Origin of the sequence: Pedobacter frigiditerrae (assembly GCF_032678705.1) — a bacterium.
In the GTDB taxonomy this organism is placed as follows: Bacteria; Bacteroidota; Bacteroidia; order Sphingobacteriales; family Sphingobacteriaceae; genus Pedobacter; species Pedobacter frigiditerrae_A.
In genome coordinates, this window is record NZ_JAVTSS010000001.1 from 2416375 (window position 1) to 2430638 (window position 14264).

The 14264-nt window shown below is 34.8% G+C and carries 18 protein-coding genes; 14 read left to right on the plus strand and 4 right to left on the minus strand.

Going from position 1 to position 14264, the window contains the following annotated elements; translation table 11 throughout:
- Window positions 1-710 precede the first annotated feature (710 nt).
- Together R2Q59_RS09550 and R2Q59_RS09555 are read left to right on the plus strand one after the other, a co-directional pair.
- Window positions 711-2018 (plus strand): NAD(P)/FAD-dependent oxidoreductase, encoded by a 1308-nt coding sequence (locus R2Q59_RS09550; RefSeq protein ID WP_316785335.1) that lies wholly within the window; start codon window positions 711-713, stop codon window positions 2016-2018.
- Window positions 2019-2103: 85 nt separating this feature from the next.
- Window positions 2104-2955 carry a hydroxymethylglutaryl-CoA lyase gene (locus R2Q59_RS09555; protein ID WP_316785336.1) on the plus strand — a complete coding sequence of 284 codons (852 nt, stop codon included), beginning with the start codon at window positions 2104-2106 and terminating at the stop codon, window positions 2953-2955.
- Window positions 2956-3069: 114 nt separating this feature from the next.
- Here R2Q59_RS09555 and R2Q59_RS09560 read toward each other — a convergent pair whose 3' ends face one another.
- The 3 genes from R2Q59_RS09560 to fbaA all read right to left on the minus strand — a co-directional run bounded on the left by R2Q59_RS09560 (window position 3070) and on the right by fbaA (window position 5158).
- Window positions 3070-3495 (minus strand): GNAT family N-acetyltransferase, encoded by a 426-nt coding sequence (locus R2Q59_RS09560; protein ID WP_316785337.1) that lies wholly within the window; start codon window positions 3493-3495, stop codon window positions 3070-3072.
- Complete coding sequence (locus R2Q59_RS09565) at window positions 3461-3967, minus strand: low affinity iron permease family protein (protein WP_316768238.1); 507 nt, start codon at window positions 3965-3967, stop codon at window positions 3461-3463. Before R2Q59_RS09565 ends, R2Q59_RS09560 begins: the two co-directional genes overlap by 35 nt.
- Before the next feature lie 111 nt (window positions 3968-4078).
- On the minus strand, window positions 4079-5158 hold the full coding sequence (gene fbaA, locus R2Q59_RS09570; protein ID WP_316768241.1) for a class II fructose-bisphosphate aldolase: 1080 nt from the start codon (window positions 5156-5158) through the stop codon (window positions 4079-4081).
- Between the two features lie 197 nt (window positions 5159-5355).
- Between fbaA and accD the strand changes: the two genes are divergently transcribed.
- The 12 genes from accD (at window position 5356) to R2Q59_RS09630 (ending at window position 13135) form a co-directional block, all read left to right on the plus strand.
- Complete coding sequence (accD, locus tag R2Q59_RS09575) at window positions 5356-6201, plus strand: acetyl-CoA carboxylase, carboxyltransferase subunit beta (RefSeq protein ID WP_316785338.1); 846 nt, start codon at window positions 5356-5358, stop codon at window positions 6199-6201.
- A gap of 404 nt (window positions 6202-6605) precedes the next feature.
- On the plus strand, window positions 6606-7190 hold the full coding sequence (locus R2Q59_RS09580; RefSeq protein WP_316785339.1) for a hypothetical protein: 585 nt from the start codon (window positions 6606-6608) through the stop codon (window positions 7188-7190).
- 163 nt (window positions 7191-7353) lie between these two features.
- Window positions 7354-7926: a hypothetical protein gene (locus R2Q59_RS09585; RefSeq protein ID WP_316785340.1), complete on the plus strand. Its 573-nt coding sequence runs from the start codon at window positions 7354-7356 to the stop codon at window positions 7924-7926.
- A 64-nt stretch (window positions 7927-7990) separates the two neighbouring features.
- Window positions 7991-8803, plus strand: a complete 813-nt coding sequence (locus tag R2Q59_RS09590) for a helix-turn-helix domain-containing protein (RefSeq protein ID WP_316785341.1) — start codon at window positions 7991-7993, stop codon at window positions 8801-8803.
- Window positions 8804-8876: 73 nt separating this feature from the next.
- A complete protein-coding gene (locus R2Q59_RS09595) occupies window positions 8877-9245 on the plus strand; it encodes a VOC family protein (RefSeq protein WP_316785342.1) in 369 nt (122 codons plus the stop codon).
- 3 nt (window positions 9246-9248) lie between these two features.
- Window positions 9249-9728 (plus strand): DUF6265 family protein, encoded by a 480-nt coding sequence (locus R2Q59_RS09600; RefSeq protein ID WP_316785343.1) that lies wholly within the window; start codon window positions 9249-9251, stop codon window positions 9726-9728.
- A 253-nt stretch (window positions 9729-9981) separates the two neighbouring features.
- Window positions 9982-10755: a type I methionyl aminopeptidase gene (gene map, locus R2Q59_RS09605; RefSeq protein WP_316785344.1), complete on the plus strand. Its 774-nt coding sequence runs from the start codon at window positions 9982-9984 to the stop codon at window positions 10753-10755.
- Between the two features lies 1 nt (window position 10756).
- Window positions 10757-11119, plus strand: coding sequence for a hypothetical protein (locus R2Q59_RS09610; RefSeq protein ID WP_316785345.1), 363 nt, complete (start codon window positions 10757-10759; stop codon window positions 11117-11119).
- Between the two features lie 35 nt (window positions 11120-11154).
- Window positions 11155-11424: a hypothetical protein gene (locus R2Q59_RS09615; protein WP_316785346.1), complete on the plus strand. Its 270-nt coding sequence runs from the start codon at window positions 11155-11157 to the stop codon at window positions 11422-11424.
- Complete coding sequence (locus tag R2Q59_RS09620; RefSeq protein WP_316785347.1) at window positions 11421-11816, plus strand: hypothetical protein; 396 nt, start codon at window positions 11421-11423, stop codon at window positions 11814-11816. The genes R2Q59_RS09615 and R2Q59_RS09620 overlap by 4 nt, the downstream gene beginning before the upstream one ends.
- Before the next feature lie 41 nt (window positions 11817-11857).
- Window positions 11858-12586 (plus strand): N-acetylmuramoyl-L-alanine amidase, encoded by a 729-nt coding sequence (locus R2Q59_RS09625; RefSeq protein WP_316785348.1) that lies wholly within the window; start codon window positions 11858-11860, stop codon window positions 12584-12586.
- Between the two features lie 87 nt (window positions 12587-12673).
- Window positions 12674-13135 (plus strand): YciI family protein, encoded by a 462-nt coding sequence (locus R2Q59_RS09630; RefSeq protein WP_316785349.1) that lies wholly within the window; start codon window positions 12674-12676, stop codon window positions 13133-13135.
- Between the two features lie 122 nt (window positions 13136-13257).
- On the opposite strand, the gene R2Q59_RS09635 is transcribed toward R2Q59_RS09630, so the two are convergent.
- Window positions 13258-14262: a cytochrome d ubiquinol oxidase subunit II gene (locus R2Q59_RS09635; protein WP_316785350.1), complete on the minus strand. Its 1005-nt coding sequence runs from the start codon at window positions 14260-14262 to the stop codon at window positions 13258-13260.
- Between the last annotated feature and the right edge of the window lie 2 nt (window positions 14263-14264).

The following is a 14264-nucleotide window of genomic DNA, read 5'->3' on the forward strand; positions in this document are numbered from 1 at the left end:
AGGGTCTCGAATTTCGGGACCCTTTTTTTATTGACAATCGTCATTGCGAGGAACGAAGCAATCTCATTCTAAGAATTAGTAAACGAATGTCAGCATTTCATAGTTTCTTCAGCCCCGCTTTTCTTCCTGCCATGAAAAATGGCATCCATTCAATCAGGTTTATTATACAAAGTAAGTGGTTCTTGGCGGACTGAATCTCCCCTCATAGCGTAACAACCTCACCCTATCCGCACTTCAGCTTTAGCTTCTGCCTGTTCAATCCCTCTCCTCAAGGAGAGAGAAACAAAGGAACTGCGTTTAACTACTAGCTTTAACAGGGTGAGGTTCTTAGCGGACTGAATCTCCCCTCATAGCTTAACAACCTCACCCTATCAGCACTTTAGCTTTAACTACCGCCTGTACAATCCCTCTCCTTAAGGAGAGGGAAACAAAGGAACAGCGTTTAACCACTAACTTTAACAGGGTGAGGCTCTTGGCGACTAGCAACCCTTAATAGCTGCACAAAACCTAAGTTCAATAAACCTGATTGACAGCGATAGCTCTTGAGCTGAAAGCGAAAAGACTAAAGCAGAAAGCAGGGCTGCTCTTCAATAGTAGCTATACTTTTGCTTTTCAAACTATTCTCCTTTCTTAAACTCGTTTAATATTTATTGGTTTAATAACTTAGTATATTTGTTAAACTAAATGATAGGTTCATTAGTTTATCTACTATGGAAAATGCAAAGCAAAAAATTGTAATTGTTGGTGGTGGTTTTGGTGGCATTGAATTAGCAAAAAGATTGAGGAAAGAAAACGTCGATGTAATTATACTCGACAAACATAATTATCACACCTTTCAACCTTTATTATATCAGGTTGCTACTGGTGGTTTAGAAGCAGATTCAATTGCATTTCCAATTAGAAAAATATTTAAAGGACAAAAAAATCTAACTTTTAGAGTCACGGAAGTACAAAAAGTAAGTCCAGAAGAAAACAAGCTAATCACCTCGATCGGAGAAATTAGCTATGATTTTTTAATAATAGCAACAGGTTCTACAAGTAACTTCTTTGGACAAGACGAGATTCAGCAAAATGCGATGCCGATGAAATCTATCCCAGAAGCGTTAAACTTGCGTAGTCTAATTTTGCAAAATCTCGAAGCCTCGTTAATTACAAAAGACCCGCAAGAAAAAGCCGAGCTATTAAATTTCGTGGTTGTTGGTGGCGGTCCTACAGGTGTTGAAACCGCTGGCGCATTAGCAGAGTTAAAAAAACACGTTTTAAAGAACGATTACTCAGAAATAGACATCAATAAAGTTAACATCTATTTAATTGAAGGTTCTCCAGAATTATTGGGCCCAATGTCTCCACAAGCACAAAGAAAATCGCAAGAATTTTTAGAAGAAATGGGCGTAATCGTTTACACAGAAGCGAGGGTAAAAAGTTACGACGGTAAGAGTATTTCATTGCTTGATGGAAGAAATATTCCATCATCAACCGTAATATGGAGTGCAGGTGTAAAAGGAGTTGTTTTAGATGGATTAAAGCAAGAATGTACTGTAAGAGGGAATCGTTTAAAAGTAGATAAAATTAATAAGGTAGACTGTTACCAGAATATTTATGCCATTGGGGATGTTGCAGCAATGATAACAGATGAAACTCCAAATGGACATCCGGGAGTCGCTCCTGCCGCTATACAGCAAGGGACTTTATTAGCTAAAAACTTAATCAATATTATTCACGGTAAGCCAACCGAAAACTTTAAGTACTTTGACAAAGGTTCAATGGCTACAGTAGGTAGAAACAGGGCTGTTGTAGATATTGGCAAAATTCGTTTCCAAGGCGTATTTGCTTGGTTTACTTGGATGTTTGTCCACTTAATGACTTTGGTAGGATTTCGAAATAAACTGATTGTTTTTGTAAACTGGGTTTGGAGTTATTTTAGCTATGATAGAGGCACAAGATTAATCATTAGGCCATTTCTTAAAGCTGATAAATGGAAGGCTATTAATGGTCCTGCAGAAAGCCAGAAGGTTTAATCGTTCACTAGTCATTGGTTCATTAGTTCAGTTAGGGCGAAAATCAAATCTCATATCTCACATCTAATTTCTCAAATCTCATAAAATGAAACTCATAGAATGCCCACGTGATGCGATGCAAGGTTTGCATGATTTTATTCCTACTGATTTAAAAGCAGAATACATCAATTTATTACTTCAAGTTGGTTTTGACACTATTGATTTTGGGAGTTTTGTATCTCCAAAAGCTATTCCGCAGTTGCGAGATACGGAAGAAGTATTAGGGAAATTAGATTTATCAAATACAAAATCAAAATCACTTGCCATTGTAGCTAATTTAAGAGGCGTAGAAGACGCAGTTAAGCACAAAGCAATCACTTATCTCGGATTTCCCTTTTCTATCTCAGAAACGTTTCAACAACGCAATACCAATTCTAGCATTACACAATCTTTACACACAGTCGAAGAGATGCTCAACCTGTGTGACAAAAATCAAAAAACGGCAGTAGTTTATTTATCTATGGGTTTTGGCAATCCTTACGGTGATGAATGGAATGTGGAAATTATTGAAAAATGGGCTGATGAATTAGTAAAAAGAGGGGTTAAAATACTTTCACTGGCTGATACAACTGGAGTTTCTACCTCTGAAAAAATAGAGCTCATTCTTCCAGCATTGATAAAAAAATTCGACCAAACAGAAGTTGGTATTCATTTGCACAGCACACCATTTACTCGCTTAGAAAAAATTGAAGCCGCTTACAATGCTGGCTGCACACGATTTGATAGTGCCTTAAAAGGCTTTGGTGGTTGTCCAATGGCAAGTGACGATTTAACTGGAAATATGGCTACAGAAGATTTAATTTCTTTCTTGCAAAGCAAGGGTGAGAATTTAAATCTCGATATGGCAAAATGGAATGAGGCAATGCTTTTATCTTCAAAAGTTTTTAGTCGGAATTAATTTTCAACATTAAGAAATTAAGCTTAATTAAGGATTTATGGGTTAATTACTTACCTAAATAAAATAAGACTTTCTAGGCTTAAACCTTCTTAACTCCTTAATGTTTTAAAACTCCTAAACCTTCTTCACCATTTTAAAATGCTGAATACCTGCTTCCTCAAACTGCTCTCCTTCGGCTACAAAACCAAATTTTGCATACAAACTCATGGCATCTAATTGAGAGTTTAAATATATATAATCTGCATCATCAGGTAAATCATCCAAAGCTGTTGCAATTAAGGCCCTGCCCACTCCTTGCCCTCTAAACTCTTTAAGTACCGCAAAGCGTTCTAGTTTGTAACCTTTATCCGTTTTACGCCATCTGCAAGCGCCACAAGGCTGATGGTCTGATAAGGCTATAAAATGATGCGAAACATCTTCATTTTCCCACTCCAGTTCTGGCGGACAACCTTGTTCATCCACAAAAACGATTTTACGAATGGCAAAAACCTTTTCAAGTTCTTCTTTAGTTAGTGCTTTTTGTACGAGAAGTGAGTCCATCTTTTTTGGGTTTTTTATAGTGTTTAGTGCCTTTAGATTTCTCTGTATTTAACTCTTCGGCGGCGTCAATAGAGTGAGAACAATGAATATCGGATTCTTTTTTAGCCAATGCTGCTAATTTAACGTAATATTTATGGAGTTGGTCTAGTTCATCTTCAGTTAAATCTTCAATATCTACCATCCTATTGCTGGTATGCTCTTGTGCTGCTATTAATTCATTTAATTTTAACTGAATAGCTTTACCGTCTTTATTTTGCGCTTTCTGAATTAAAAACACCATTAAAAAGGTAATGATAGTTGTGCCTGTATTAATAACCAATTGCCAAGTTTCAGAATAATCAAACAAAGGACCCATTGCAGCCCATAATACTACTATTCCTGCTGCACCTAAAAATGCTGGAGAGCTTCCAGTAAACTTGGTTGCGCCATTTGCAAATCTTTCAAATAAGCTTATTCCTTTTTTGGCTTTCATAAGATTATGTTTCTACTAAGTTGATAAATTTAAACGCAATAAAAAAGCGTAACAAGTTTATCTGTTACGCTTTTAGCTAAAACATTAAGCTTTAGAAAATGTTTTAACCTACTACAATTTATCGTTGGCGTTAATGCAGTTTAAATCTTCAAAAGCACCTGTTAAACGTTTAACAAATTCTTCTTCGCCTTTGCGTAACCAAACACGTGGGTCATAATATTTTTTATTTGGCTTATCATCTCCATCTGGATTACCAATCTGACCTTGCAAAAATGCCTCGTTCTTTTTGTAGTAATCTAAAATTCCTTGCCAAAATGCCCATTGCATATCAGTATCAATGTTCATTTTAATTGCACCGTAAGAAATAGCTTCTCTAATTTCTTCTTGAGATGAACCAGAACCACCATGGAAAACAAAGTTGATAGGTTTTTCTGCTGTTAAGCTATATTTCTCTTTAATATAATCTTGAGAGTTTTTCAAGATAATTGGTTGTAATTTAACGTTACCTGGTTTGTAAACACCATGAACATTACCAAAAGCTGCAGCGATTGTAAAACGGTCACTTACTTTACTTAATTCATCATAAGCATACGCCACTTCACTTGGTTGCGTATATAATTTTGAGCTATCTACATCGCTATTGTCAACACCATCTTCTTCACCACCAGTTACACCTAATTCAATTTCAATGGTCATTCCCATTTTCGCCATACGTTTGAAATATTCAACACAGATTTCCATGTTTTCTTCAATTGGTTCTTCAGAAAGATCCAACATGTGCGATGAAAATAAAGGTTTACCAGTTTCAGCGAAGAATTTTTCGCCATGCGTTAAAAGACCATCAATCCATGGTAATAACTTTTTAGCAGCATGGTCTGTATGTAAAACTACAGCAACACCGTAATGCTCTGCCAATAAATGAACGTGTTTAGCTGCAGAAACCGCACCTAAAATACAAGCATTCAAATTATCGTTATTTAATGTTTTACCTGCGTAAAACTGTGCACCTCCATTAGAAAGTTGAATCATTACAGGCGAATTTACTGCCTTTGCAGTTTCCATTACCGCATTTATGGTATTGGTTCCTGTAACGTTTACTGCTGGTAATGCAAATTGATGTTTTTTAGCCTGCTCAAACAAATCTTGTACAGCAGCTCCGTAAATTACGCCTTTATAGCCTTTTAAACTCATTTCTATTTAAATTTGATATGTCGAAGTTATAAAAAAAATCAACAAAAACTACATTTTTTACCTAAGTGTACTTTTTACAATAACTAGGTGTATTTTTTACAATAACCAATTACTTTTTCATAAAACACTTCCATAAAAACAGGTGTTATTGTTAAAAAAATTTTCGTTTCTTTGTACTCGCATTTTTAACTAGTAACATGGCTTGGTTTAAGAGAGAAAAAAAAGGTATCAGTACCACAACACAAGAAAAGAAAGAAGCACCAGATGGATTGTGGAATAAGTGCCCTAACTGTAAAAAAGCACTGCATAGCGCAGATTTAATAGAAAATAAATACGTTTGTCATTATTGTGATTATCATTTAAGAGTTGGTTCTAAAGAATATTTCCAAGTTCTTTTCGATGATAATCAGTTTACCGAATTATTTGCTAACCTAACTTCTGGCGACCCATTAAAATTTAACGACAATAAACCTTATACAGATAGAATAGTAGAAAGTCAAGCTAAAACTGGCTTAAAAGATGCTATTCGTGCTGCTCACGGTAAAGTAGATGGTCAAGAATTAATGGTGGCCTGTATGGATTTTGCCTTTATTGGTGGCTCTATGGGTTCGGTAGTTGGAGAAAAAATAGCTCGTTCTATCGATTATAGCATCAAAAACAAAGTTCCATTTTTAATGATTTCTAAATCTGGTGGAGCTCGTATGATGGAAGCAGCATTTTCATTAATGCAAATGGCTAAAACCTCGGCTAAATTGGCTTTGTTAAGCCAAGCAAAAATTCCATATATCTCTTTATTAACAGACCCTACAACTGGTGGTGTAACGGCTTCTTATGCAATGTTGGGCGATATTAACATTGCAGAACCAGGCGCTTTAATCGGCTTTGCTGGTCCACGTGTAATTAAAGAAACCATAAAGAAAGATTTACCGAAAGGATTTCAAACTTCAGAATTTGTATTGGAACACGGCTTTTTAGATTTTATTGTTGATAGAAGACAAATGAAAGCTAAACTGGCTACGTTCTTGAAAATGATGAAGAACTAAATGCTTCATTTGTTCAATAGTTCATTAGGCAAGTTGCCAAACCAATGAATCAATGATACTAATGAACTAATGATATAGAAAAGCAGGGTTCGAAATTCTTAGGAATGTCAGCCCTGCTTTTTGCTTTACTCCTCTTCGTTCCGTGTTCGCTGCTCCCGATAACTATCGGGACAGGTTTAGATAACAAAGGTTTGTGCTGCTATTTGGGGTTTCCGTGCAAATGCAAAAACAATCAATATTCTTGTAATTAAATGATTGCATCTGTTTTTAAACGTTCTTACTCGGTTTTAGCAATTTCAAATACGCAACATCAAAATGCTTTGGAGCACCTTCTAAGGCGTTTTTTATTATGGAGAGTTTCGCATATATTTGAGTTATAGCCAATACTGAGATGTCCAAGCATTATGAAAAAAACTGTTATACTTCTATTAATTTTAACCTCATTCTTAATGGCTTGTGGACAGGGATATAAATACCCTGGTCAATTAGAAATTAGAGGGTACAGAATAGGAAATAAAGTTGACACTTCCCTTTTCACAAAGCAAGGAAATCTTTATTTCCCAAATTATTTAGACGGTTGGACAATGAATAACGTTGACAAACTCCCTAAAAAATACAAAGGACTTCCTATTGGAATTTGGCAATTGAAAAACGACTCAGCTATTGTTTTAACGTTATTAAATAATGTCATAATGAATATAACTGTTTCGCATATGAATGAAGAAGAAAAGGAAAAATTATCAAAAATACTTGTTCAAAAATTTGGAGCAGATGGACAACAAAAGTCTTATCAAGAAACACATCCTCTACAATCTTGGATTACTTATTGGAACTTAAAAACTTGGGAAACTAAAGATGTTATATTTCAGATTGGAAATAGTGATATGAGAAAGCCAAATGACCCAGTACCTAATGACACTCGCTGGAATTTAGCATACTCGGATTTTATTTTGGAGAATAAAATTATAAATGAGTACAATAAAAAGTAATATTGGCTATAACAGCGGCTTTGCAAATTTTTGGGCGACAAGGGATATGCGAGTTCAGTAATTATTTATTAAGTTAGTGTTGGGGATAATTGCAGAAGGTAAAATCAAAAATTCGCAAAGCCGTAAAACGTTATGTGCGAGGCAACACGAACATCATACGAAAATGACTTACGACTTCTTCGCAAATAAAACGGACAAGATAAAATTGCTTGACTTCATATTTAAGGAGACAGACTTGAAAATATTTGACCTTGCATCTCCTTATGGACAGGAAGTGTCCGAATACAAAACAACAAATGAAATAGTTACAAAGTTTGACCTTGAAAATGGAGGACAATCCGCTACAACATTTCAACTTTGGACACCACGTTTTGGCGGCGAGATAGTTTTTAGGAAAGTTGAACTTAACCCAAAATATTGCGACGGACATACTTTTCGTTACTCAACTGATGGTTGGGGATTAATTCAACTTTATTTTGGAGGACAAAAAGACAATGTTTTGTATTATTCCCACATTGGACACTTTAATGAAAAGGGTGCTTTGAAATGGCAAGACACAAACCACAACAACGGAAAAGTTGAAAAATGGGATTGGAAAATAATTGAACAGACATCAAGGAAATTGAAAAATCAAATTCATAACAAAATAGCGACAAAGAAAATTGGAAGTTATGGAGTTTTGCCAGGTGCTGACATATTAAATAACAACGGAACTAAACTTTGGGGAACGAACTGAAAAAATGAGCGAATTTCATTAAGTGCAACCCTAAACCAAATTCCCTTTAAAAAAGAAGAAAATAATGAATTACCAAACATTTGAACCAAGCCAAGAATTAACAACACTTATCAAATGTTATTGGACATTAGAAAGTCCAAAAGAAGAAAATCCTCAAAGACAAACCATAATTTCAGATGGCTGTATGGAGATGATTTTCCACTATGGCGACCTTTACAAACAGTACCTCGAAAACGGAGATAGCATTATCCAACCAAGATGTTTTGTAATAGGACAACTTACACAACCGCTTGAAATAGAACCGACTGGCGAAACAGGAATTTTCTCTATTCGTTTTCATCCAGAAGGCTTTTTACCGCTTGCAACTATCCCTATAAAGGAAATGGAAAATACAGCAGTCTCCTTAAAAAAATTGTTTGGAAAAGACGGAGAGGAATTAGAAGAGAAAATCTTAACTACTTCTTCGGTTGCTGATAGAATAAAACATATTGAAACATTTTTATTAAATCGCTTAGCGGATAGTGAAACTATTGACCGCATTATAAAATCGACAGTTGAAACAATTTTGACAGCTAATGGACAACTTTCCATTGATGAACTTTCTAAACAGACCAACATCAACCGCAGGCAATTGGAACGGAAATTTTCATCGACCATTGGTTTAAGTCCTAAACAACTTTCGAAAACCATAAGGTTACAAGCCACCCTTAAAATGTTGCTGAACAAAGAGTTTACAAGTCTTACAGCTTTGGCTTATGAAGGCGAATATTACGATCAAGCCCATTTCATAAAAGATTTCAAAGAATTTACAGGACTTACTCCGAAAGAATTTTATGGTAACTCTTTTAAAATGACTTCTTTCTTTATAACCGATTAGATTTGTCGCATTTTTACAATTTTACGTTTTACACAGGTTGCATCTTTGCTACTTAACGTAAAATAATTTTACAATGGAAAATTTAATCAATTGGCTTGAAATTCCTGCAATGGATTTCAACAGGGCAGTATCTTTTTACAAAACCATTTTAGGTTTAGAAATTAAGGAAACCGAAATGTTCGGCACAAAAATGGGCTTTTTCCCAACCGATGGGACGAATGTATCTGGTGCAATAGTACAAGGCGAAGATTACAAAGCATCAACAGATGGAGTACTTGCTTACCTTAATGGAGGTAACGACTTACAAAACGTATTGGATAAAGTGGAAAAATGCAACGGGATTGTAATAGTTCCAAAAACACAAATAAGTCCTGAAATGGGATATTTTGCGATATTTATAGATACTGAGGGAAACAAAATGGCCGTTCATTCAATCAACTAAACAATGAAAACAGGAATAAAACTTTTAATCGCAGTTGTTGGTGTTACTATCCTTACTGCTTGGACAACTAACCAACTAAACGACATTACCAAAGCAGATTGGCTAGTTGGAACATGGGAAAATAAAAACCAGAGAGGAAGTATGTATGAAACTTGGAATAAAGTAAGCGACAAGGAGCTTAAAGGAAAAAGCTACATGGTTAAAGAAAAAGATACCATTGTTTTTGAAAACTTACGATTAGTTCAGGAGCAAGATAGATTATTCTACATTCCTATACTTAGAAATCAAAATGATGGTTTGCCAGTTCGTTTTATCGCCAAAACCATTTCAGCCACACAATTGGTTTTCGAAAATCCAAAACACGACTTTCCTCAAATCATCTCTTATACAAAAATTAGTACAGACTCCTTAGTTGCTGAAATTTCGGGAACAAAAAATGGAAAAGAACGTAAGCAGACTTTCCCGATGAAACGAGTGAAATAAAGGCGGTTCATATAATTAGCAATAACTAAATAAAAGGTTGACAAGTTGTAATTAACGTCAGCTTTTTACATTTATAGCTATGTCTAAATTTGTAGTTTAGGATACAATGTTTTTCTGACTCCTTAAGGTGTTCCCTGCAAATTCAAAAAACATTTAGCAATCAGATGATAAAGGTTTATATTCGTTTATGAAGGATAAAGCGTATTATTCCCTCAAACATTAGAGTTATAGAATAAATACCTAATTAAAAAATATGTCAATAACACAAGAATCAGAGTTAATAGGAATGAAAAAGGCAAGTGAAGCCGTTGCCTACACTTTGAAGGAAATGAGAAACTTTGCCCAAGCGGGTATGTCGACAAAGGAATTGGACAATTATGGTGGGCAAATTCTAAATGATTTAGGTGCAAAATCGGCACCATTTTTAACTTATGGTTTTCCTGGTTGGACATGTATCAGCGTAAATAATGAATTTTGTCACGGCATACCTTCAGAAAAAAGAATACTTAAGGAAGGAGATTTAATCAACATTGATGTTTCAGCCGAATTAGGCGGTTTTTGGTCGGACAATGGAGGCTCATTTGTGATTGGTAATGATGTAAACCAACACCAGAAATTAGTTGAAGCTTCAAAACAAATTTTACATAAAGCAATCCACCAAATAAAAGGTGGTGTTCGCATTGCAGATATTGGTTTCTTAATTGAAACTGAAGCTAAAAAAAGAGGTTACAGGGTTATAAAAAACTTAACGGGCCATGGCATTGGAAGAAGCTTGCACGAAGCACCTAGCGAAATAGCAAATTATAGAGATAAATATAATTTAACAAGGTTTAAGAAAAATTCAGTTGTTGCAATTGAGACGTTTATTTCAACAACTTCTACCTATGCCGAAACCTTGCAAGATGGATGGACAATGGTGGGTAATATGGGTGGTTTTATGGCGCAACACGAGCATACTATTGTGGTTACTGATGGCAAACCACTCATATTAACAGAAATGAATGATATATGGAATTTATCACAATAAAATGAAGTTCGAAAAACTAGTCCCTAATATTTTCTATAAAGACATAAGAGATGGTTTAAAAATGTTTGTAGACTGCCTTGGTTTTACCATTGGACATACTGATTTAAATTCACAACAACCCTTATGTGTTTTAGATAAAGATGGCTTGAGAATAAATCTTTTTCAAAGCACTAAATTTGCGAAGGAACATCATCCAGAATTTAGGTTAGAGACTAAAAACATTGAAGGAGTTTATGAAAAAGTCTCTCAATCACATCCAGAATTCCTTCATCCAAATCTTAGTAAAATCACACTTCGTCCTTGGGGTGCAAAAGAATTTGCCTTAATGGATAATCAAGTGGGTGTTATTATTCAGGAGTGGTAAGTTAATAAGTTTGGCCGTAATTAATCATAGAAGATATGACTATAATTGAAATTAAGGAAATAGAAGACCGGTATAAAATGGCTTCGCCTGTTCCATGGAAATCTTTAATTGAAGGACGCGATGTAGAAAGCGGGGACAGTTTTATAATGACAGGTGTTGCTGAAGGCGAAGATATTTGGAGAGAGAAAAGAGGCGAAGATATTTATTTAACTGGCGCAACAACTGCAGATCAAGACTTTATTGCACACGCTAGAGAAGATATTCCAAAATTAATATCTGAAATTAAGAGACTAAAATCAAAATGATGCATCAACCTTATGAACTTAGATTAAATCACAAAGCAGATTTTAGAGTCAAATACAACTTTAAAAAACCTGAAGATGGCGGTAGGCAAACTGGAGAACCCTATCAAGGAATTCGTTCAGATTTCTCCTATGCCGAAGAGACAGGAAATGGGATGTATATGATTTGGCCAGAATTTGAGGATAAAAATGGGGATGTGTTACTTTATAACGATAAGCCAGTTCCCAATTCTGGAACTGCAAGAATGTGGATTATTAATAATCAAATGAGACCTTTTCATTATGAAAAAATTAAAGTTGGCATCAAAGGACATTTTAGAGAGGGAGGTTTATTCTCAGCAGATTGCGAAGTTATTGAAATATTAGATTTGAAAACAAACCCTATTGAATTTTAATAATTGATAATTCCATATATTAGTTCATCAAATCTCCCAAAATGAAGAAACTATTCCTATCCATATTCGGTTTAATTCTGCTTTCGAGTTTTACATTCATTAATGACATTAAAAAGAAGGCAGTTATAGTTTGGCAACCATCTCATCAAACAGATACTGGCGTAGATTTTAGTGAAGCCAAAACTTGCAATGGCATAGTTGAAGTTGCAATGGCAAGCAAACCAAAGCTAAAAGAATATAAAGTTTGGAGTTTAGGAAAGGAGAACCTACACCATCCAAATGTAGGTAGCAATACAATTATTGAACATACATCATCAATAATAGATGGTAAAATATCTGGTTACGCTTATGAATTGCAAGAATCTAATAAAAGAAAACCAGATGTTTTTATTGCGGTTCATAACAATGGTGGCACCAAACGGAATGCAATTTGGGGTTTTATCCATGATGGCGACCAATACGAAGCAGAGAACAGAGAATTGGCTGCAAGATTAATTGCTGCAGTTAGTGCAGTTACAACTTTAGAAAATAGAGGTGTTCAGTTAGATAGCTCAACGGGCAGGAATGATTACACCTGTAAAAGCACTGGCAAAAAAGCATTTTACAGCCTTGATGAGCATATAAATACTGCTAAATATCGAGTACTTTTAGAAGTTGGAGACAATGGAGTTAGTAAAGAATTTTTAGAAAACCCTGATAATCAGAAAAAAATGGGTGAAGCGATTAAGGCAGAATTGGTTAAATGGTTAGCTGAGAAAAATATGAACTAGTTGAGTTGTTTAGTATTATTTTATAAAACAACTTGTAACGAGTTTATCTATTTTGCATCCAACTATTAATTTAAATCAAAAAATATCATGAAAAAATTAATACTCTTAATTTTTTGTCTTGCAATAGGCATAAATGTAAATGCTCAAGAGAAAAAAACAAATCCAAGTTACGATGCTGCATTAGCAAAAAAGTATGAAGCAGACGATAATGGAATGAAAATGTATATTTTGGTTATTTTCAAAACTGGTGCCAACACTACGGCAACAAAACTAGAATCAGATAGTGCATTTGCAGGTCACATGGCAAATATGGGTAAATTGGTTAAGGAGAACAAACTAATTGTTGCTGGTCCGATGGGTAAAAATGATAAAAACTACAGAGGAATATTTATTTTAAATACTAAATCTATAGAAGAAGCAAAAGCAATTTTGGCTACTGACCCTGCTGTAAAAGCAAAATTATTAGATGCAGATTTATTTAATTGGTACGGCTCTGCTGCTCTTGCTGCGTATTTAACTGAAGTTGATAAAGTGAGGAAATTTAAATGATAGCAATAGACACAAGGAAAAAGTTCATTAGTTCAGAGGAAAAGTTCATTAGTTCAATAGTTCATTAGCCTAACCCAATGAACAAATGACACCAATGAACAAATGATACTAGTGAACCAATCTTATTCTTCTTTCTGTTGAAACTTATAAAACAAATATCCCAAGAAAGGCAAAATTAAAAAGCTACCTAAAACCAATGCCCAGCCTAAACTTTCTACCGTTTTAATTGGAGCCATGGTTTCATAAAGTGAAATGGTATCTCCATTTTTAAGTCTGATGAAGTTTGGAAAGTGCGCATAACTAATCGCTACCAAAATCATGGTAACCTGAAAACCGGCTAAGATTCGTAATACTTTTGTTTTTCCTTTTAACAATAAATACCATAGTAAAACCAGCGATAAACTTGCCAAAATTACAGCCAGTAAAGCAACATCATTTTGAAAAACCCAAGTCATTAAGGGAACATCTTCAAAATAAGCAGCCGTAAAAACCATCGCACCAAAAATCACTGCACCAACATTCATAAATTCCGCTTTTTTGATGAAGCGTTTTTTATCTTCATCAGCCTTGCTCTCTCCTATTAAATAAATAGCAGCTAGAAAGCCACATAATGTTACTGTAAACAAACCAACTGCAATAGAGAACCAATTTAACCAGCTATAAACATAAGCGCTTACAAAGTCTGTGGCTTGCGTATCTATTTTGCCTGAAAGTACACTCCCAGCTATAATGCCCAAGAACAAAGGCGTAATGAAACTAGAGTAAATGAAAATCTTATTATAAACTTCCTGCATTTGGTCTTTAACAGCATCGTAATGCCTAAACACAAAAGCTGTTCCCCTTGCTATAATTCCTATTAACATAATCGCTAAAGGAATATGCAGATAAACCGACATGGTAGTGTATATTTTGGGGAAAGCAACAAACAAAATTACAATGGTAATAATTAACCACATATGATTCGCTTCCCAAACCGGACCAATAGCTTGGTTCATCGTTTTACGAGTTTTACTTCTATTTTTTTGAGAAGTAAACAGTTCAATAATTCCTGCTCCAAAATCAGCCCCGCCTAACAAAAAATAAAGCAGAATAGCCAAGCACAAAAATATGATGATTACAAAATCCATAA

Bases quoted from the DNA above. Each gene is read 5' to 3' on its own strand.
- R2Q59_RS09550 (WP_316785335.1), top strand. From the start codon at position 711: ATGGAAAATGCAAAGCAAAAAATTGTAATTGTTGGTGGTGGTTTTGGT.
- R2Q59_RS09555 (WP_316785336.1), top strand. From the start codon at position 2,104: ATGAAACTCATAGAATGCCCACGTGATGCGATGCAAGGTTTGCATGAT.
- R2Q59_RS09560 (WP_316785337.1), bottom strand. From the start codon at position 3,495: ATGGACTCACTTCTCGTACAAAAAGCACTAACTAAAGAAGAACTTGAA.
- R2Q59_RS09565 (WP_316768238.1), bottom strand. From the start codon at position 3,967: ATGAAAGCCAAAAAAGGAATAAGCTTATTTGAAAGATTTGCAAATGGC.
- fbaA (WP_316768241.1), bottom strand. From the start codon at position 5,158: ATGAGTTTAAAAGGCTATAAAGGCGTAATTTACGGAGCTGCTGTACAA.
- accD (WP_316785338.1), top strand. From the start codon at position 5,356: ATGGCTTGGTTTAAGAGAGAAAAAAAAGGTATCAGTACCACAACACAA.
- R2Q59_RS09580 (WP_316785339.1), top strand. From the start codon at position 6,606: ATGAAAAAAACTGTTATACTTCTATTAATTTTAACCTCATTCTTAATG.
- R2Q59_RS09585 (WP_316785340.1), top strand. From the start codon at position 7,354: ATGACTTACGACTTCTTCGCAAATAAAACGGACAAGATAAAATTGCTT.
- R2Q59_RS09590 (WP_316785341.1), top strand. From the start codon at position 7,991: ATGAATTACCAAACATTTGAACCAAGCCAAGAATTAACAACACTTATC.
- R2Q59_RS09595 (WP_316785342.1), top strand. From the start codon at position 8,877: ATGGAAAATTTAATCAATTGGCTTGAAATTCCTGCAATGGATTTCAAC.
- R2Q59_RS09600 (WP_316785343.1), top strand. From the start codon at position 9,249: ATGAAAACAGGAATAAAACTTTTAATCGCAGTTGTTGGTGTTACTATC.
- map (WP_316785344.1), top strand. From the start codon at position 9,982: ATGTCAATAACACAAGAATCAGAGTTAATAGGAATGAAAAAGGCAAGT.
- R2Q59_RS09610 (WP_316785345.1), top strand. From the start codon at position 10,757: ATGAAGTTCGAAAAACTAGTCCCTAATATTTTCTATAAAGACATAAGA.
- R2Q59_RS09615 (WP_316785346.1), top strand. From the start codon at position 11,155: ATGACTATAATTGAAATTAAGGAAATAGAAGACCGGTATAAAATGGCT.
- R2Q59_RS09620 (WP_316785347.1), top strand. From the start codon at position 11,421: ATGATGCATCAACCTTATGAACTTAGATTAAATCACAAAGCAGATTTT.
- R2Q59_RS09625 (WP_316785348.1), top strand. From the start codon at position 11,858: ATGAAGAAACTATTCCTATCCATATTCGGTTTAATTCTGCTTTCGAGT.
- R2Q59_RS09630 (WP_316785349.1), top strand. From the start codon at position 12,674: ATGAAAAAATTAATACTCTTAATTTTTTGTCTTGCAATAGGCATAAAT.
- R2Q59_RS09635 (WP_316785350.1), bottom strand. From the start codon at position 14,262: ATGGATTTTGTAATCATCATATTTTTGTGCTTGGCTATTCTGCTTTAT.